The organism is Bacillus gaemokensis (genome assembly GCF_001590835.1).
Lineage (GTDB): Bacteria > Bacillota > Bacilli > Bacillales > Bacillaceae_G > Bacillus_A > Bacillus_A gaemokensis.
Genome location: NZ_LTAQ01000034.1, coordinates 224232 through 243074, shown reverse-complemented (window position 1 = coordinate 243074; position 18843 = coordinate 224232). Strand labels below are relative to the sequence as shown.

The following is an 18843-nucleotide window of genomic DNA, read 5'->3' as shown; positions in this document are numbered from 1 at the left end:
TAATCTAGTAATTATTGACGGACTCAGCCGTTATCTGATCTTGAGCAATCCAAAGGAAATGTTAAGTTGTTGGATTGAAACAAGGGTGGAACCACGAAAAACACATTCGTCCCTTTACTAGGGATGAGTGTGTTTTTTTGACATTGAAGGGAGGTGCTGTAGAGTGAAACGATTTATATGTACGGAAATAACCACCACCTGCACGAATGTAAAGCAGATAAAGGTGACTCATATAGTATAAATTAAAATTTAGGAGGAGATGGGAAGATGAGTAATGTAGTTTATGTTGGTGTAATAGGTTTAGGCACTGTAGGGAGTGGTGTAGTTCAAATTTTGCAAGAACACCGTAAGAAAATATCACTTGATACAGGGTGTGAAGTAAATGTAAAGGCAGTGGCTGTAAGGGATTTGGAAAAAGAACGTGATGTTTTAATCGATGGAATTCATGTTACAAGTAATGTAGATGATGTTTTAAATGATTCTGATATTGATATCGTAGTAGAGGTAATGGGAGGAATCGAAGAGGCAAAACAATCTATCGTAAAGGCATTGCAAAACAAGAAACATGTCGTAACTGCAAATAAAGATTTAATGGCTGTACATGGAACTGAATTGCTGCAACTTGCAAATGAAAATAATTGTGATTTGTTTTATGAAGCGAGTGTGGCAGGAGGGATTCCAATATTAAGAGGACTTGTCGATGGCTTAGCTTCGGACCATATTGAAAAGATAATGGGAATTGTAAATGGAACAACAAATTATATTTTAACAAAGATGAGTCAAAATGGATGTTCGTATGAAGAAGCACTCAAAGAAGCTCAAAAGTTGGGGTTTGCAGAATCAGATCCATCAGCAGATGTAGATGGGCTCGATGCTGCAAGGAAGGTGGCAATTCTAGCTAATTTAGGATTTTCGATGAATGTTTCGTTAGATGATGTGCATGTTCGAGGTATTCGAAATATAGAAAAAGAAGACTTGGAAATGGCAGAAAAGTTAGGATTTACTATGAAGTTGATTGGAAAAGCAGAGAAAGAAGGTTCTGCGATTAACTTAAGTGTAGCACCTACTTTATTACCAAATCATCACCCATTATCTAGTGTGAATAATGAATTTAACGCTGTGTATGTACATGGTCATGCAGTTGGGGAAGTGATGTTTTATGGACCAGGGGCAGGGAAATTGCCGACAGGCTCGGCTGTAGTGAGCGATATTATTTCAATTGTGAAAAATATGAATCAAGTAGTGAAAAATCAAAGTGTGTTAAAAGAGCCAGAGCCTTATCAATTAAAACAGGATGAAGAGGTTATTTCTAAATACTTTGTACGTATTTTATTACGTGATGAACCAGGGATGTTTCAGAAAATAACGGAATGTTTCGTTAATAGTTCTATTAGTTTGGAAGAGATTATTCAATTGCCATTGAATCAAGAGCTTGCAGAAATTGTAATTGTGACACATCAAACTTCAAAGTATCAATTTGAACAAGTTTTAATATCGCTAGAGAATGTAGTAAATGAAGTGAAAAGTTATTACAGCATTGAGGAGGAAAAACAATATGTATAAGGGATTATTAAAACAGTACGTTTCTTATTTACCAGTAAATGATAATACACCAGACGTAAGCTTAATGGAAGGGAATACACCACTCATTCCACTTCTGAACATTTCAAAGAAATTAGGGATTCATTTATACGGAAAATATGAGGGCGCTAACCCTACAGGGTCTTTTAAAGATAGAGGAATGGTGATGGCGGTTGCGAAAGCAAAAGAAGAAGGCTCGCAGGCAATTATTTGTGCTTCAACAGGCAATACATCAGCATCGGCAGCAGCATATGCAGCTCGTCTTGGAATGAAGTGTATTATCGTTATACCAGAAGGGAAAATTGCTCATGGGAAATTAGCGCAAGCAATTGCATATGGGGCAGAAATTATTTCAATTAAAGGGAACTTTGATGACGCACTTCGAGCCGTACGTCAAATTGCAGCTGAAGAGCCAATTACTTTAGTAAACTCTGTGAATCCATATCGCATTGAAGGACAAAAAACAGCAGCGTTTGAAATTTGTGATCAGTTGCAAAAAGCACCAGATGTCCTTGCTATTCCGGTTGGGAATGCAGGCAATATCACAGCATATTGGAAAGGTTTTTGTGAATATGAGAAGGAAAAGGGCTTCAAAAAACCTAGAATTCACGGTTTTGAAGCAGAGGGGGCAGCGGCAATTGTAAAGGGTCATGTCATTGATTCACCAGAAACGGTCGCAACTGCAATTCGAATTGGTAATCCGGCCAGCTGGTCCTACGCTGTAGAAGCAGCGGAGCAATCAAATGGTGAAATTGATATGGTATCAGACGAAGAAATTTTAAATGCTTATCAGTTGTTAGCAAAAACAGAGGGAGTTTTTGCAGAACCAGGGTCAAGTGCTTCTCTGGCAGGGGTAATGAAACATGTTCAAGCAGGGAAGATCAAAAAGGGAGAGACGGTTGTTGCTGTATTAACAGGGAATGGCTTGAAAGACCCTGACATCGCTATCACTTCTAATCACTTAGACATTGCAAGTGTTTCAAATGATATGGAACAAATGAAAGAACATATTAAAGGAGTGATTATTTCGTGATTCCATTCAAAGTTCGTGTTCCGGCTAGTACAGCAAACGTAGGCCCTGGTTTCGATTCTGTTGGAATAGCATTATCTTTGTATTTGGACGTATATGTAAAAGGAGAATCGACTCACTGGCATGTTATACATTCATTCGATTCGTCCATTCCAAATGATGAAAGGAATTTAATTGTAAGTACGGCACTTAGAGTATGCCCGTCTTTATCTTCTTATATAATAGAAGTTACTAGTAATATTCCGCTCACGCGAGGATTAGGAAGTAGTGCGTCAGCTATTGTAGCAGGGATAGAGCTTGCAAATCAGCTTGGGGAATTACAATTAACAGCAGATGAGAAAGTTCACCTTGCTACGAGTTTCGAGGGGCATCCTGATAATGTAGCAGCTTCGATTTTCGGAGGGACAGTAATTGGCGCGATGGATGGAAATCATGTGTCTGTTGTTAGAATAGAGAGTAAAGAATTAGGAGTGATTTCTCTTATTCCTAATGAGGAATTAAATACAAATAAAAGTCGTTCTGTACTACCGAAGACATTTCAGTTTCATGATGCGGTTCGTGCAAGTGCAGTAAGTAACGTATTAGTGGCGGCGCTTTGTCAGAAGAAGTGGGAGATTGTTGGTGACATGATGGAGCGGGATCAATTTCATGAACCATATCGTTCTGAGCTTGTTCCGTTGTTACCTTCTATTCGTCAATGTGCGAAAAAGTTTGGAGCCTATGGAACAGCACTTAGTGGTGCAGGGCCGTCTATTTTTATTTTGACTTCGTATGAGAAACGCCAGGAGATTGCTGAACAATTAGCGAAAGTGTTTCCGGATATAGGGGTTTGTGAACTTGATATTGATCATGAGGGTATTGTTGTTAATAGAGAAGAAGTTGTTGACTTATCAATGGAAAATTAACATGAATTTGGAAGGAAAGCTAGCACAATGCTAGCTTTCTTTTGTTATTACTATTTTTGTATCTGCAATAACTTTTTCATGTTGCCACATTCCTGTAACAAACCACCTGTATATTCATTGGTGGAGGTGCAGAAGATGAAAAAAATGATGGCAATATGTCTTTTTACAACAATGACAATTTCAACTTTAGCGGGGTGCGATTGGCAACAAAGTGGTGTTTCAAATGAATCAAAAGTAAAAAAGGTAACATATAAGGATTTTACGTATGAGGTTAATCCAGAAACATTTGCATTAACAGTAGAACGGGATGGTGTGAAGGAACAAGCGTCACAGCCTTTACCGAAAATGAAAGTATCAAAATTGAAAAAAGACGATACACACACATCATGGGAATATCCAGATCAGAAAGTAAAAGTAAACTTAGAAAAGAAAAAAGATCATTTAAATATTGAAGTGGAATCTACAGGTGCAGAAAGTTTTACGTGGCCGAAAGTGCAAGCTGAGAATTATACACTTCCATTATGGGAAGGAAAGCAAATTCCAAGTAATGATGAAAATTGGAAGAAATTCTTGAAAGATGACACGTATACATTTGCAGAATCATTTTCAATGAAATTTTTCGCATTAAATGGTTCGAAGTATTCTATGGTATATGTTGCAAATAATATGTTTAATAATGAATTGAAATTTCATTCAGATCCTAAAATAGGGTTTGATTTTGTACACGAATTTCCAAGTATCAATAAAAATAAAACATATGGTTTTCAATTATATGTGACAGATAACGATGCAGTAAGTATTGCTAAGCTATACAAAAACAACATTGTAGAAAAAGGTGAATTTAAAACACTGCAAGAAAAAGCGAAGCAAAATAAAAAAATTGAAAAATTATATGGATCGGCGCACTTTTATTTTTGGAATCAAAATGCTTTGTCACAAAGTAATGTGAACTGGCCAAAGTTAAGGGAGAAAATGAATAGTCCTTTATTCGGATGGATTAAAGAACTAATCCAAAAATACAGTAAAGAGCCTGGGGAACTAAGTGTCCTTGAGCAAGTTAATAAGCAAGATTTTATTGATAAGTATCAAAAGAATGTTGTGTTACGCTATATAAATGAAGCATTAGCTATGAAGGAATTTTATAAAGAAGATATCTTCCCAGAAATTGATGGTGAAGCAAGTGCGTTATTGAAAAAAGGTGTAGACCATTTAACAGAAACAGAATTGTATAATTTCAATAAGTATGTATTAAAGTCAGCACTAGGTGATGCTGTCGATGATATTGATAAATGGGGCAGTGCCGATGGAACGAACATTTTAAAAGAGATGAAAGAAGCGGATATTAATCATGCATGGATCGGTCTTCCAAACTGGGAACAAGGATTCATGCAACCAGAATTTGTGAAACAAGCTGAGAAAATGGGATACTTAGTTGGTCCATATGATTCTTATCATTCGATTCATGAAAAAGGTGATAAAAATTGGAATACAGCTTCCTTTAAAGATCCTTCATTATTTGAAAATGCAACGGTTGCGAAAAAGAATGGTGAGAAAATACAAGGATTTTTAGGGAGAGGTCGTAAATTAAACCCGACATTATCTATGCCTAGTGTGAAAGAACGTGTCAGTGGCATATTGAATAATGGTATCCCATTCAATTCGTGGTTTATTGATTGCGATGCTACAGGAGAAATTTATGATGATTACTCTGCAGAACATATAACAACACAAGAACAAGATTTAAAAGCACGCTTAGCACGTATGGATTATATAGCAAAAGAAAAAGGTATGGTAGTTGGCTCAGAAGGTGGAAATGATTTTGCAAGTCAAGTTATTGCATTTGCACATGGGATTGAAACGCCTGTTATTAAATGGGATGATGAAGATATGAGGAAAAATAAAACAAGTCCTTATTATGTAGGTGGATATTGGTCACCGAATCAAAATGTTCCAGAAAAGTATGTGAAGCAAGTACCGTTGAAGGAAGAATATAAACAAGTATACTTAAATCCAGTGTATTCGATTCCTCTATATAAATTAGTGTACAATGATTCCGTTATTACAACTCACCATTGGGAATGGGGAAGTTTAAAGATAAAGGAAGAAGTGGGAGACCGTATGCTATATGAATTATTATATAATGTGCCACCGCTATATCATTTAGATGAAGTAGAATGGAACAAACATAAAAAAGAAATTACGCATCATTTGAAAACATGGGAAGCATTTCATAAGAAAGCTATAAAGAAGGAAATGACAGATTTTGCATATCTTTCAGAAGATAAACTAGTGCAATCAGCTTCATATGGGAAAGATATAAAAGTCGTTGTTAATTTTTCAAATGATGATGCGAAAACAGGGGATATAACGGTACCAGCAAAATCAGCTATTATTTATGATGAAGAAAAGAAGACGATTTACAAACCAGAAGTGAATGGATAGAAATAAATAAATAAATATAGAAGATACCCACTAGTATAGTAATGAAAGTACGAACTAGTGGGTATTTTTTACTGGTAGGCACAATGGGTTTGTAAAATTATTGGAAATTCAATTTAGTGTCTTGCTAAAATATAACACGGGAGTATAATGTGAAATGAAATACATATTGAATTTTATATAATTAAACCTTACAAAAATGTAAGGTGAATGAAATGAAATTCAATATGAAGATTGATAGACATGGAGTATACTAGGAAAAGAGAAAGAGAGGGGAATAAATATGAGTTCTGAATTAGACCAAAATACAAGAAGCAAAAAGAAGCGTTCTAAAAGAAAATCTATGAAATGGTTCATTTTGATTCCATTTTTCCTACTTATTTTTGGAGGAGTAGGGTATGGTTCGTTTTTATATAATAAAGCTAAAGCAGTTGTAAGTGATGCATATGCACAAATTGATAAATCAGCGAAACGTGATAAAGAAGTTGAACCGATGAAGGATAATATTTCTATTTTAATTATGGGTATTGATGGAAGTGATATTCGAAAAGGGCAGTACGGGGAAGCAGTTCGTACTGATGCGTTGTTACTAGCGACAATTAATAAAGATGATAAATCTGTGAAGTTAGTAAGTATCCCGCGTGATTCCCGCGTATATATTCCATCAAGAAAGAAGTTAGATAAGATTACACATGCTCATGTATTCGGTGGTGTTGAAAGTACACGTAATACAGTAGAGAAATTTTTAAATGTACCAGTTGATTATTATGTGAAGTTTAACTTTGATTCTTTTGTAAAAGTTGTCGATTCACTTGGCGGTATTGATATTGATGTACCAGTTACCTTTACAGAGCAAGATAGTAAAGATCAGGCGGGTATGATTCATTTAGAAAAAGGATATCAACATTTAAATGGAGAACAAGCACTTGCATTAGCGAGAACACGTAAAATTGATAGTGATGCAATGCGTGGTCAAAGACAACAAATTGTTATTGAAGCAATTGCGAAAAAAGCAATGTCTGTTCAATCTATTAGTAAAATGAGCTCATTATTAGATGCAATCGATAGTAATATGAAAACAAATTTAACATTTGACGATATGCTTTCTATTACAAAAAATATGGCAGGAACAGATTTACAAATGGAAAAAATGCAAGTAGAAGGTACAGATAAACGTATTGGTGGTATTTATTACTACATTCCAAATGAAAAAAATGTGCAAGATATTTCTAAAAAGTTAAATGAGCATCTAGGTGTTACACCAAAGACAGTGCGAAATTAACAAAAAGGGTTGGCACCTGCCAATCTTTTTTTTTTGAAACAGATTTGTAACTTTTCTGTAACGATTTTCTACCACATAAAAATTATAATTTTTTATGTGTAAAAATGTAGTGTGAAGTGGAAAAGTAAATGGAAAATTTGCGATAAGGAAAGAAAACATATGCGAAAAGCGCTTAGCATCATGGGCATTATTTTAATATTGACTGGCTGTACAATAGCTGAAACACCGACAAATTTAATGGAAGCTCCTACTTATGGGAGCTGGCTAAATGAATTAAAAGAACAAATGAATAAAGATCTTCCTGTTAACTATCGTTTGCTTACACCGATTTCAAATAGAGATAAGCAAACGATTTGGACAATGAATATAAATGAAGACGGAAAGAAAGAAGTTGTAATTTTTTATAAGCAATCAAATGAAGATTATCAAGTATATTTATCGTTTTATAAGGAAACCGATAAAGGTTGGAAATTACAATTAACCCGTACTTTTATAGGAGAAGGACTGGATTATGTTGCAGTAGGCGATTTTACAGGAAATCATAAAAAAGAAATTTTAGTGGGCATTTCTACTAATCGTGAAGTTTCTCAAAATGTAGTGTATGCTTTCTCATTAGAACAAAATAATATAACTGAAATTTATAATCGGGATTATACAAAATTGTTTGTAGACGATTTAAATGCGAATGGGATTAACGATATAAGTTTGGTTACTTATAAAAAAAATCAACGATTACAAGTTGATTTTATAGAAGAATTTAAGATTGTATCGAATGTTTCGTTTGATCCATATATAAATGAAATACAGAAAATACAGCTAGGGCATATATCTAAACAAAAGAAAGCGATAGTTATTGATGTTGGAGCTGGCGCCCACTCTGGAATTACGTATATAGCTAAATTTGAAAACAGTCATTTTGAAAAAGTATTTCTAGATGAAGACAATCCATTAATTAATGATTTTGTATTAGAGAGTCAAGATGTGAATCGGGATGGAATCATCGAGTTTGCTACTACTGTTCAGGCAAAAGGATGGGAAGAACATTCACATGCTGAGAGTCCACAGTTTGAACGATATGTACAGTTAGATGGAAATAGTGGATTTAAGCTGATAGAAGAAAGATATATAAATGTAGAGCAAGGGTATTTTGTTAAAATCCCTAGAGAATTAATTGGAAAGATTACACTTTCAGCTGAAAACACTTCAAAGAACATTCAGTCTTTTCTTTATGCTGATACAAATGAACCGTGGCTTGAAGTGCACACTTTTAAACATAAAGAATGGCTAAATGTTCAAGATTATGAAGCGGCAGTTAAAACAACCTCTCGGGTATATGCCGTGCCAAAACAATTCAAGTACAACAAATTAAAGTCTTATATTAAACCGCTAGCTGAGTATCAGCAGGAATAAAGGAGGGGAGATAATGACCACAATTTTAGTACTGGAAGACGAAATAACGATTCGTAGCTTTATTGTTTTAAATATGAAGCGTGCTGGGTTTCATGTGCTAGAAGCAGGGACAGGAGAAGAAGCTTTAGAAATTTTACGAGAACAAATAGTTGATATTGCGCTGTTAGATGTAATGTTACCTGGGATAGACGGTTTTGAGGTATGTAAATCGATACGAGAAATCAATAGAAAAATCGGGATTATTATGTTAACGGCACGTGTTCAAGACAAAGATAAGGTGCAAGGGTTAACAATTGGAGCAGATGATTATATTGAAAAGCCATTTAGTCCAATTGAATTAACCGCTCGTGTACAATCTTTGCTAAGAAGGGTAAAAGTAAATGAAGAAAGCACCGAAGTGATTCAATCAGGACCGTTTCTATTAAATCTTCTCCAAGAAAAGTTATATAAAGATGGAGAAGTAATTGATTTAACCCCAACAGAATATAGTATTCTTCAGTATTTAATGAGCAATACTACTAAGCCAATTTCACGTGATGAAATTTTAAATAAAATATGGGGTGTAAATTATGTAGGTGATATGAAAGTAGTAGATGTAAATATAAGGCGCTTACGTCAAAAGATAGAATCTAACCCGTCTAATCCACAGTATATTTTAACCGTATGGGGAAAAGGTTACATGTGGAAGGAACGCGTAGAATGAAGCGGAAAATTAGTTTGTATTTTATGACAGTTATTATTCTTATGCTTGTTTTGTTCGAAGTGGTTTTTTCTATTTCTATTTATCGGTACTATTATAATGGTATTATTAACCATATAGAGTCGCATGCAAAAACGAGTACCCGTTTCTTTTCTGAATATAATTCGGTTTATTTTATTCGATTGCGCGAATATAGTGGTGATATTATGGAAGCTTTTCAATTAGAAGGAACAGAATTACAATTAATTGATCGGCACGGCGTTGTCATACAATCCTCAAGTGGACAGAAAGTAAATGAAAAAGTAGAAATTCCTTTTTCATTACTTGAAGGAGAAACACATCATCAGGTTATCACAACAAAGGATAAACAAAAACAATTAAAAGTGTTGAGCCCGATGATTCATCAAGGACAAACAATTGGAATTTTAAAGTACACAACAAATTTGAGAAGTGTAAATCAAAAAATTATAGAGCTTATATTATTTACAATTTTCGTTGGAGTCATTATTTCAGGTATTGTTTTGTTAATTAGCAAGCGATTAGCGAATCTTTTCGTCAAACCAATCCAATCCATTATTCATGCTTCTTCACAAATTGCGGAAGGGACATTGAATTATAAAATTAAAGAAGACTATCCTGGTGAGTTAGGTGAATTAGCTTGTAGCTTAAACCATATGTCATATAAAATCGAAAAGGCAGAGCAAATGAAAAATGAATTTATTGCATCTATCTCACACGAATTGCGTACGCCATTAACAGGAATTAAAGGGTGGAGTGAGACGTTAAAGTCTGTGGAATGCTTAACGGAAACAGAGATAAAACAAGGCATGAATATTATTTCAAGTGAAACGGATCGTCTTATTCACCTTGTAGAGGAATTATTAGATTTTTCAAGGTTAGAAGCAAAACATCTTCATCTATATAAGAAAAAAGTTCAATTAAATCAAATACTTAACGAAACAATTTGGCAGTTAACACCGAAGGCCGAGAAAAAGCAGATTGAAATCCTCTGTAGTATAGAAGAGATAGAAGTACTTGGTGATAAAAGTAGATTAAAGCAAGTATTTTTAAATATCATTGATAATGCAATTAAGTATTCTTATGATAAAGGGCGAGTTTCTATTACTTTGAAACAAACAGAAGGACAAGCAGTCATTACTGTAGCAGATCAAGGGATAGGAATTGCGAAAGAACATATACCATTTGTAATGAAATCTTTTTATCAAATTAAAAGTAATTCATCAGGTGCGGGAATTGGATTAGCTATTGTAAATAAAATTGCTGAACTTCATGGTGGTACAATGCGTATTACTAGTAAAGAGGAATTTGGCACAATGATTTCGATAAAACTTCCACTATAATTTGTACATGTAGTTTTTTTGTTATTTACCAAAAAAACTACATGTACAATTATATTTGGGTGATTTATATATAAGATTAATAGAGAGAAAGGAATTTAGTAGAATGGGAAATGTTTTTAGTGTAAAACGTATAGTAACGACAATCGTAGCAGTTGTTGTAATAGCGGTAGGTTATTTCATGTTTCAAGCTATTACTTCACCAGCGAGAGCTGTAGCTAAGCAAGAAAATACGGTACAGTTGGCGAGTGAACAACCAAAAATTGAAATGAAAAAAGCAGCACCGAGTCGATTTAATGGTAAGGAGCGAAAGGTTGCATATCTTACTTTTGATGATGGACCAGGAAAATATACGGCTGAGCTGTTAAATATGTTGAAACAACATGATGTAAAAGCAACCTTCTTTTTGATTGGTGCAAATGTAAAAGCATATCCTGATTTAGTAAAGCGTGAAAATGCAGAAGGGCACTATGTTGGTATGCATAGTATGACACACAGTAATAAAAAATTATATGCCCAAGGTGGCTATGTAGATGAAATGAAAGAAGATCAAAGCCTAATTGCAAACATTATTGGGAAATCGCCCAAATTAACACGCCCACCATATGGTTCAACACCTGGTTTAAATGAAGCGCTTCGAAACAAAGTAGTAGAAGGCGGTTTAAAAGTATGGGATTGGACAATCGACTCTTTAGATTGGAAATATAATACAACCGCAGTTGATGCTGCCTCAGCTAAGATTGTTCAAAATGTACTAAAAGATGCAACGAAGGCACACGAAGTTATTTTAATGCATGATATTCATCCACAATCTGTTGCAGCAGTACCAGCTATTATTAAAGGGTTAAAAGAAAAGGGTTATGAATTTGAAGCATATCATGAAGAGAATCACTTCCCAGTGAATTTTTGGCATGATGACCGTATGTAATGGAGGAATTGACGTTGACTTATAGAAAAATAGCATTAGTTGGAGCATTATCAGTAGGTTTATTATCAGGGTGTTTTGGTGAAAAACCAGAAGAAAATGTATATGTTGCATTTGAAAATGCAGCAAAACAAGAAAAATCATTATTTGATGATGCGAAAAAATTAGAGGGATTGGAAACAAAAGGCCAAGAGTTGTATGGACAAATTATACAAGAAGGCAAAGAGCATAATGAAGTGGTAGCACAAAAGATAGATCAGGCTGTTACAAATGTAGATGAGCGTGAAAAGTTATTGAAAAACGAAAAAGATTCATTAGAAAAAGCTCAAAAAGAAACAAAATCTGTTCAAAGTTATGTAGATAAAATTGAAGATAAAAAGCTACAAACGCAAGCAAAAAAGGTAGCGGAATCTTATAAAAATCGTTATGAAGCTTTTCAAAAAATGAATGAAAACTATACAAAATCATTAGCGATCGAAAAAGAACTTTATGGAAAGCTAAAAGTAAAAGAGACAAAGCTAAAAGAAATTGGTGAAAAAGTTAAAGCTGTAAATAAATTAAATGAAGAAATTCAAAACGAAAAAGAGAAGTTTAATCGTTATACAAAAGAGTATAATGATGGGAAACTAGCATTCTATAAGGATGCGAAGATCAAAATAAAAGAACAAAAGCAAGGGAAATAAGTATCAATTCAAGTACCATCAAAATGAAGAAGACCAGAAGTCGGAAAAGCATTTTATAATGTTTTTTCGGCTTTTTTTATTTAATGAATAGAAAAGACTGGAAATGGAATTCTAAAAGAGTTATAGTTTAATATTCAAGGAAAAATGATGTTTAAGAAGAGAAATAATGAACATCATATAAGTAAGGAGAATGAAAAATGACATATGAATTTTTACTCAAACTAGGTTTAGCACTCTTTTTAGGTTTATTTATAGGGATTGACAGGCAGCTCAAGAATAAACCGCTTGGTGTGAAAACAAGCATGGTCATTTCTGTAGCGAGTTGTTTAATTACGATGGTTTCAATCGAATCGGTGAATGTTTATTCTTCACCAGGTCATACGAATATGGACCCGATGCGTTTAGCAGCACAAATTGTAAGTGGTGTTGGTTTTCTCGGAGCTGGAGTTATTTTACGAAGAAATAACGATGTGATCTCTGGTTTAACGACAGCTTCTATGGTTTGGGCAGCATCTGCGTTAGGAATTGCAATTGGGGCAGGATTTTATATACAAGCAACAGTGGCAATGATTTTGATTATATTAGCAATTAATGTATTACCGCATCTTGTAAAAATAGCTGGTCCGTACTCATTACGCCAAAAGGACTTATCCATTAAAATCATTGTAAATAAGCACCGAGAGTTAGATGGAATCTTTAAACAAATTAAGGGTTTAAATATGCAAGTAAAGCGAGTGAAAATAAAAGATATTGATAATGGATCTTCACAGCAATTAGAAATGGTTATTTTAGCACCTGAAGAGTTATATACAACTGAGCTATATAGCTCTTTAAAAGAGATTAATCATATTGTTTCGGTTGAGGTTGAGAGTAGATAGGAACATTGAGCTTGTTATTCGTGAGGATGAAGCTTTTGTCGATGGAAGTTTCACTTTATTAAAAATGAAGCGAATTATTTTATCTATATAGAAAAACGTAGGAGAAAGTCCCTTTAGTGAAAGACAAAAGGGACTTTTCTATATTCATTACTTTTTTAAATCAGCAGGAAAAATAAGCCCGATTTGCCTTCTAACTTCCTCCATAATATTCATTGTAATCCTTGAAGTATTATGAGAATTGACAGTGGATTCTAGCTGGTTTTTCTTAATCAATTCTATAAATTCTTTTGTTTCATATGACATGGTATGAGTTGATTGAGGTTGTGTAAGATTTTCAACATGACTGTTTCGATACCGAATTTCTACTTTTGTAGGTGAACTAATTTTATCGATGATTATGCTACCATTTTCGCCTTGGATTTCAGAAGGTACATAGGAATTTGCTATTTTAGAATACATAATTACAGCGTCCATATCATTATATTTTAATAAAAGACTCCCTTCTCCATCTACACCAGAACTTAAAAGGTAGGCATTTGCCTGTACATGAGAGGGGGTGCCAAACAGTACAACCATCGGATAAATGCAGTATACTCCAATATCCATTAGGGCTCCATTAGAAAGAACAGGATTAAAAGCATTTAGAACGGTTCCTTCTTTATAAGTATCATAACGAGAAGAATACTGACAGAAATTCGCAAAATAACGGCGGACTTTTCCAATCTTATGTAGATTATCCTTAATCACTTGAAAATTAGGGAGGAGAGTGGATTTCAGTGCTTCCATTAAAATAACATTATGATTTTTAGCAGTTTGTATCATTTTTTCTACTTCTCTTGTATGTGAAGCAATTGGTTTTTCACATAATACATGTTTACCATGTTGCATAAAAAGAATCGCTTGCTCTGCATGTAGTGAATTAGGACTTGCTATGTAAACAGCATCAATTACATCGCTTTTTGCCATGATTTCTAAGTTAGTAAAAGTGGTATCAACATTATGTTTACTTGCAAACTCTTTTGCTTTGTCTTCTGTTCGTGAATAAACCGCGGTTAGAGAAAAATCTTTTAATGTACGGGAATCCTCAATAAATTTAGTTGTGATCTTGTTCGTTCCAATTATTCCGAATCGTATCATATGGATTGCTCCTTCTATAAAATATTTTGGTTATGGTTTGCTGTAGAAAATTAATTATATAGGGAAGTAAATAAAATATTAAATCATTTGCTTAATAAATATCGATTTTACATGTTTTTCCGATACAATGAAGTTCAAGGGGGGGAGAAGGAATGGAAATAAAAATTAGAAAAGCAACAGAAGACGATATTGAAGGTATCACGAAAGTGCATGTTGATAGTTGGAAAACAACATATAAAGGGATACTACCTGATGGGATTTTAGACAGTATTACATATGAAAGCCGAGAAAAACAATGGAAAAGTATCTTTAAACAAAAATCAGCTCATCAATATAGGTATGTGGCAGAAGGGATAGATGGAACAATTGTAGGATTTATTGATGGTGGTCCTGAAAGAACAGGAATATATGATTGTGATGGTGAATTATATGCGATTTATTTATTGGAAGAATATCAAGGATATAAAGTAGGGAAGAGATTATTTCAAACGCTCGTGTCAGAATTTATAAAAAAAGGGGTTCGGTCTGTATTAGTTTGGGTTATATCTGATAATCCTTCCAAAAACTTTTATGAAAAATTTGGTCCTGAACGAATCGATACAAAATTTATTCAAAGATTGAATACTGAGGAGACTGCATATTGTTGGAGAGATCTCCATACTCTCAATGAGAAGTTGATTTAATTGAGAGTAGCGAAATAGAACTACTTAACAATCAAATTAAGTTATGTAAAATTTACATCTCATTTTGATTTTGTTTGGAATGGGATTTTTTATTCTGCTCTAAAGAAGATGAAACCTAGGGTCTTAAAAGTGAGAATGAATAGGTAAACCCTCACTGATTAAAGTTACACTTTATTTTACTAATTTTCTGTTTTAATAGGTGAAATTTGATTTCTCACAAATACGCCTAGATTTTACTCATATTCTTTTTTGTTTTTGAAATATTTTTTATTTTTAGTGAAAACGTTTTCTTTATTTTGTATAATATGAATGAGTTACATATCTTTATGATAAAGGAGATGAATAAACATGTATAAACAAAAATTTAGAAAAAAATTAGCCGTTATTTTGATTGTTTCTCTATTCTTTTCCAGTTTTTTAACCAATTCAATGCAAGCGTTTGCGGTCGGGTCTGAAAAGATTAAAATTCATTATCAAGTTGGAAAGAATAATGAAAAAGATTGGAATGTTTGGGTTTGGCCAGAAGGAAAAGAAGGGAAGTCCTATTCATTTACAGGTGAAGATAGGTTCGGGAAATATGTAGAAATAGAAATTGCTGAGAATGTAGACCGAGTAGGTTTTATTATAAAGACAGAAACTTGGGAAAAAGATGGTGGTGACCGCTGGATTGATCTCAAAAAGGGTGAAAGAGAAGTATGGGTGAAATCAGGGGATTCAAACACTTATACGACCTCACCTGATGGCGAATCTGAGGATTTAGTATCTCATAAGAATATAAATCTCAAAATTCACTATTCTCGTTATGATCATAAATATGAGGATTGGGGTTTGTGGATTTGGCCAGAAGGAAAAGAAGGGCAAGGAGTTTCATTTACAGAAGAAGATGAGTACGGGAAAGTTGCAAATGTGCAACTGGCAAGTTCTGAAGGCATACAAAAGGTGGGTTTAATTGTTCGAAAGAGTCAAGAGGGAAATGAATGGGCAGATAAAGAATTTGGGGATCGATACATTACGAAGTTTAATCAAGATGGTTCAGCTGAAATTTGGTTATCCCAAGGAATAGACGGAGTGTATTATGATCGAAATCAAGTAGAAAAAAAGCCTCAAATTAAGCGGGCTTCTATTGATAATATAAATGAAATTACACTTGAAACGAACATTCCATTTTCATTAACAGACGATAAACATGCTGGTATTACATTACAAGGAGCAGAAATTAAAGAAGTCCTTGCAGATAATAAAGCGGGTGGGGATGTAACAAATAAAGTCCGTATTATTACAAAAGAGAAACTGGATTTTACTAAAATATATACAGTTACAAAAGAGTTTTATGGGAGTGCAAATACAGAGATAGGTGCTGTCGTTCGTACGCCTGAATTCGATAACCAATTTTATTATGATGGCAAAGATTTAGGTAATACTTATTCAAAAGCAAAAACATCATTTCGTTTATGGGCACCAACAGCGAGTGAAGTAAACTTAGTTATGTATGATACATGGGATGCTTTAGTAGGAAAAGAAATACCAATGAAGAAATCTGAAAAAGGGACTTGGATGGTAGAAAAGGATGGGAATCAAGATGGTGCTATATATACATACAAAGTAAAGGTAGGAGAAACATGGAATGAAGCTGTGGATCCTTACGTACGAGCAGTCACGGTGAATGGGGATAGAGGGGTTGTAGTTAACTTAAAGCATACAAATCCAAAAAAATGGTCAATGAAAAAACCAAAGCTTGCAAACCCTGAAGATGCTATTATTTATGAAACGCATGTACGTGATTTATCTATTGCTCCTAATAGTGGTATTAAAAATAAAGGGAAATTTTTAGGGGTGACAGAAAAAGGGACGATAGGACCGAATGGAGTAAAAACAGGTTTAAACCATATGAAAGATTTAGGTGTTACACATGTGCAATTTATACCCATTTATGATTATGCAACAGTTGATGAAACAAAGTTAAATGAGCCACAGTATAATTGGGGATATGATCCAAAGAACTATAATGTACCAGAAGGATCGTATGCTACAAATCCTTACGAACCAACAACTCGTATTCGTGAATTGAAACAGATGATACAAACTATGCATGATAATGATTTGAGGATGATAATGGATGTTGTTTATAATCATGTTTACTCCGTAAGGGAATCAAACTTTAATAAAATTGTACCGGGATATTTTTTCCGTTATAACGAAGATGGAACATTGGCTAATGGAACAGGAGTTGGCAATGATACGGCATCCGAACGAAAAATGATGAGGAAGTTTATCATCGATTCAGTGACATATTGGGCGAAAGAGTACCACATAGACGGTTTTCGTTTTGATTTAATGGGAATTCATGATGTAGAAACGATGAATGAAGTTCGCCAGGCATTAAATAAAATTGACCCGACTATCATTGTTTTTGGAGAAGGATGGGATCTAAATACACCGTTAAACTCACAGCAAAAAGCAACTCAAAAAAATGCGGGGAAAATGAATGGAGTGGGTCATTTTAATGATAGCATCCGCGATTCCCTAAAAGGTAGTGTATTTAATGAAAAGGATAACGGATTCATTAATGGAAATCGAGATAAGATAAAACAAATTCAAATGGGGATTGCAGCAGAAATGAAAAGTAATTCGAATCCAGCTACTTACAATGATCCAGAACAGGTTATAACTTATGTGGAAGCGCACGATAACCATACACTCTGGGATAAACTATCACTAACAAATCCTGAAACATCAGAAGCAACAAAAAGGCAAATGCACAAACTAGCATCTTCAATTATTTTAACTTCCCAAGGTATACCGTTTATTCATGCTGGACAAGAGTTTTTGAGAACGAAAGGTGGCGATCATAATAGTTATAAATCTTCTGATGCAGTGAACCAATTGGATTGGCAGCGCCTGGCTACGTATACAGATGAGGTTGAGTATATGAAAGGGCTAATCAAATTACGTAAAGAGCATCCGGCATTCCGTCTCACGACTAAAGAAGAAATAGAAAATAATTTGAAATTTATATATGCTCCTGATAACGTTGTGGCGTATACATTAAATCAAGGACAACTTGTTGTGATTCATAATGCTAATAATCAAGCTATTCATATGGAATTACCAGAAACAGGGACGTGGAAACTGCTTGTAAATGGTCAGAAATCTGGGAATAAAGCCATTGCTAATATAGAAGGTAATTCTATATTGGTACCAGCACTAAGTTCGTTCGTATTAGAAAAAATAGAAAGATAATTAAAATAATAAGGTTTACTAAAAACTTATAATGCTAACATGATTTTAAATACTTTTTATCATTATTTTTAGTTGGAAGAAAAGTAATGAGGGAAGAGGCTTACAAAGAATAAAGTAAGCCTCTTTTTCTATATTGAAAGCATGTATAATAAATTCTTTTTTTGTAGATTCAATGTTTAATGATGAGGGAAAAGAAAGTATTAATATTCATGTTAAATCTTTATCATACCATAGTTTTTGTTCCGTGAGTATAAATGCTATAGACGAATTAAAATAAATTAAAATTACCAAAAAATACCAAGAATATAATACCTGATTTCTTCGCATTTTAATATATAAAGGAGGTGAACGGTAATGGCTAAAAATCGTAATTCTAATCAATTAGCATCACATGGAGCACAAGCAGCTCTTGATCAAATGAAATATGAAATTGCACAAGAATTTGGTGTACAACTTGGAGCCGATACTTCTTCACGTGCAAATGGTTCTGTAGGCGGTGAAATTACAAAGCGCCTTGTAGCTATGGCAGAACAACAGCTTGGCGGTGGATATACTCGTTAATTTTAAAGCGTCATGGGAGAAAGGAAGGAGT

Annotated in this window: 15 protein-coding genes and 1 other annotated feature (1 of these 16 cut by a window edge); of the genes, 14 read left to right on the top strand and 1 reads right to left on the bottom strand. The window is 34.0% G+C overall.

Going from position 1 to position 18843, the window contains the following annotated elements; genetic code table 11:
- Positions 1 to 117, top strand: a binding site (T-box leader) (it extends 102 nt beyond the left edge of the window).
- A 150-nt stretch (positions 118 to 267) separates the two neighbouring features.
- From AZF08_RS20590 to AZF08_RS20540, 11 genes are all read left to right on the top strand, one after another.
- The gene (locus tag AZF08_RS20590; protein ID WP_033674787.1) at positions 268 to 1563 is read left to right on the top strand and encodes a homoserine dehydrogenase; all 1296 of its coding nucleotides are present in this window, start codon (positions 268 to 270) and stop codon (positions 1561 to 1563) included.
- Complete coding sequence (thrC, locus tag AZF08_RS20585) at positions 1556 to 2614, top strand: threonine synthase (protein WP_033674788.1); 1059 nt, start codon at positions 1556 to 1558, stop codon at positions 2612 to 2614. Before AZF08_RS20590 ends, thrC begins: the two co-directional genes overlap by 8 nt.
- Positions 2611 to 3516 carry a homoserine kinase gene (gene thrB / locus AZF08_RS20580; protein WP_033674789.1) on the top strand — a complete coding sequence of 302 codons (906 nt, stop codon included), beginning with the start codon at positions 2611 to 2613 and terminating at the stop codon, positions 3514 to 3516. Before thrC ends, thrB begins: the two co-directional genes overlap by 4 nt.
- A 135-nt stretch (positions 3517 to 3651) precedes the next feature.
- The gene (locus AZF08_RS20575; RefSeq protein WP_033674790.1) at positions 3652 to 5958 is read left to right on the top strand and encodes a glycoside hydrolase; all 2307 of its coding nucleotides are present in this window, start codon (positions 3652 to 3654) and stop codon (positions 5956 to 5958) included.
- A gap of 280 nt (positions 5959 to 6238) precedes the next feature.
- Positions 6239 to 7237: an LCP family protein gene (locus tag AZF08_RS20570; protein ID WP_033674791.1), complete on the top strand. Its 999-nt coding sequence runs from the start codon at positions 6239 to 6241 to the stop codon at positions 7235 to 7237.
- A 159-nt stretch (positions 7238 to 7396) separates the two neighbouring features.
- The gene (locus AZF08_RS20565; protein ID WP_033674792.1) at positions 7397 to 8647 is read left to right on the top strand and encodes a hypothetical protein; all 1251 of its coding nucleotides are present in this window, start codon (positions 7397 to 7399) and stop codon (positions 8645 to 8647) included.
- 13 nt (positions 8648 to 8660) lie between these two features.
- Positions 8661 to 9350, top strand: a complete 690-nt coding sequence (locus tag AZF08_RS20560; protein ID WP_033674793.1) for a response regulator transcription factor — start codon at positions 8661 to 8663, stop codon at positions 9348 to 9350.
- Positions 9347 to 10708 (top strand): sensor histidine kinase, encoded by a 1362-nt coding sequence (locus AZF08_RS20555; RefSeq protein WP_033674794.1) that lies wholly within the window; start codon positions 9347 to 9349, stop codon positions 10706 to 10708. Before AZF08_RS20560 ends, AZF08_RS20555 begins: the two co-directional genes overlap by 4 nt.
- Positions 10709 to 10811: 103 nt before the next feature.
- On the top strand, positions 10812 to 11633 hold the full coding sequence (locus tag AZF08_RS20550) for a peptidoglycan-N-acetylglucosamine deacetylase (protein WP_033674795.1): 822 nt from the start codon (positions 10812 to 10814) through the stop codon (positions 11631 to 11633).
- Positions 11634 to 11647: 14 nt separating this feature from the next.
- Entirely contained in the window at positions 11648 to 12313 is a 666-nt protein-coding gene (locus AZF08_RS20545; RefSeq protein WP_033674796.1) for a YkyA family protein, read from the top strand.
- Between the two features lie 197 nt (positions 12314 to 12510).
- On the top strand, positions 12511 to 13191 hold the full coding sequence (locus tag AZF08_RS20540; RefSeq protein WP_033674797.1) for an MgtC/SapB family protein: 681 nt from the start codon (positions 12511 to 12513) through the stop codon (positions 13189 to 13191).
- 147 nt (positions 13192 to 13338) lie between these two features.
- Here the strand turns inward: AZF08_RS20540 and AZF08_RS20535 are convergent, their stop codons facing one another.
- Complete coding sequence (locus tag AZF08_RS20535; RefSeq protein ID WP_033674798.1) at positions 13339 to 14328, bottom strand: Gfo/Idh/MocA family protein; 990 nt, start codon at positions 14326 to 14328, stop codon at positions 13339 to 13341.
- A gap of 152 nt (positions 14329 to 14480) precedes the next feature.
- On the opposite strand from AZF08_RS20535, the gene AZF08_RS20530 reads away from it, so the two are divergent.
- From AZF08_RS20530 to AZF08_RS20520, 3 genes are all read left to right on the top strand, one after another.
- The gene (locus AZF08_RS20530; protein ID WP_033674799.1) at positions 14481 to 15011 is read left to right on the top strand and encodes a GNAT family N-acetyltransferase; all 531 of its coding nucleotides are present in this window, start codon (positions 14481 to 14483) and stop codon (positions 15009 to 15011) included.
- 348 nt (positions 15012 to 15359) lie between these two features.
- A complete protein-coding gene (gene pulA / locus AZF08_RS20525) occupies positions 15360 to 18251 on the top strand; it encodes a type I pullulanase (protein ID WP_235190040.1) in 2892 nt (963 codons plus the stop codon).
- 354 nt (positions 18252 to 18605) lie between these two features.
- Positions 18606 to 18812 carry an alpha/beta-type small acid-soluble spore protein gene (locus tag AZF08_RS20520; protein WP_033674800.1) on the top strand — a complete coding sequence of 69 codons (207 nt, stop codon included), beginning with the start codon at positions 18606 to 18608 and terminating at the stop codon, positions 18810 to 18812.
- Positions 18813 to 18843: the final 31 nt, after the last annotated feature.

Excerpts from the sequence above, each read along its gene's own strand:
- AZF08_RS20520 (WP_033674800.1), top strand. The coding sequence starts at position 18,606 with ATGGCTAAAAATCGTAATTCTAATCAATTAGCATCACATGGAGCACAA.
- AZF08_RS20560 (WP_033674793.1), top strand. The coding sequence starts at position 8,661 with ATGACCACAATTTTAGTACTGGAAGACGAAATAACGATTCGTAGCTTT.
- AZF08_RS20575 (WP_033674790.1), top strand. The coding sequence starts at position 3,652 with ATGAAAAAAATGATGGCAATATGTCTTTTTACAACAATGACAATTTCA.
- pulA (WP_235190040.1), top strand. The coding sequence starts at position 15,360 with ATGTATAAACAAAAATTTAGAAAAAAATTAGCCGTTATTTTGATTGTT.
- thrC (WP_033674788.1), top strand. The coding sequence starts at position 1,556 with ATGTATAAGGGATTATTAAAACAGTACGTTTCTTATTTACCAGTAAAT.
- AZF08_RS20555 (WP_033674794.1), top strand. The coding sequence starts at position 9,347 with ATGAAGCGGAAAATTAGTTTGTATTTTATGACAGTTATTATTCTTATG.
- AZF08_RS20550 (WP_033674795.1), top strand. The coding sequence starts at position 10,812 with ATGGGAAATGTTTTTAGTGTAAAACGTATAGTAACGACAATCGTAGCA.
- AZF08_RS20570 (WP_033674791.1), top strand. The coding sequence starts at position 6,239 with ATGAGTTCTGAATTAGACCAAAATACAAGAAGCAAAAAGAAGCGTTCT.
- AZF08_RS20535 (WP_033674798.1), bottom strand. The coding sequence starts at position 14,328 with ATGATACGATTCGGAATAATTGGAACGAACAAGATCACAACTAAATTT.
- AZF08_RS20565 (WP_033674792.1), top strand. The coding sequence starts at position 7,397 with ATGCGAAAAGCGCTTAGCATCATGGGCATTATTTTAATATTGACTGGC.
- AZF08_RS20590 (WP_033674787.1), top strand. The coding sequence starts at position 268 with ATGAGTAATGTAGTTTATGTTGGTGTAATAGGTTTAGGCACTGTAGGG.
- AZF08_RS20530 (WP_033674799.1), top strand. The coding sequence starts at position 14,481 with ATGGAAATAAAAATTAGAAAAGCAACAGAAGACGATATTGAAGGTATC.
- AZF08_RS20540 (WP_033674797.1), top strand. The coding sequence starts at position 12,511 with ATGACATATGAATTTTTACTCAAACTAGGTTTAGCACTCTTTTTAGGT.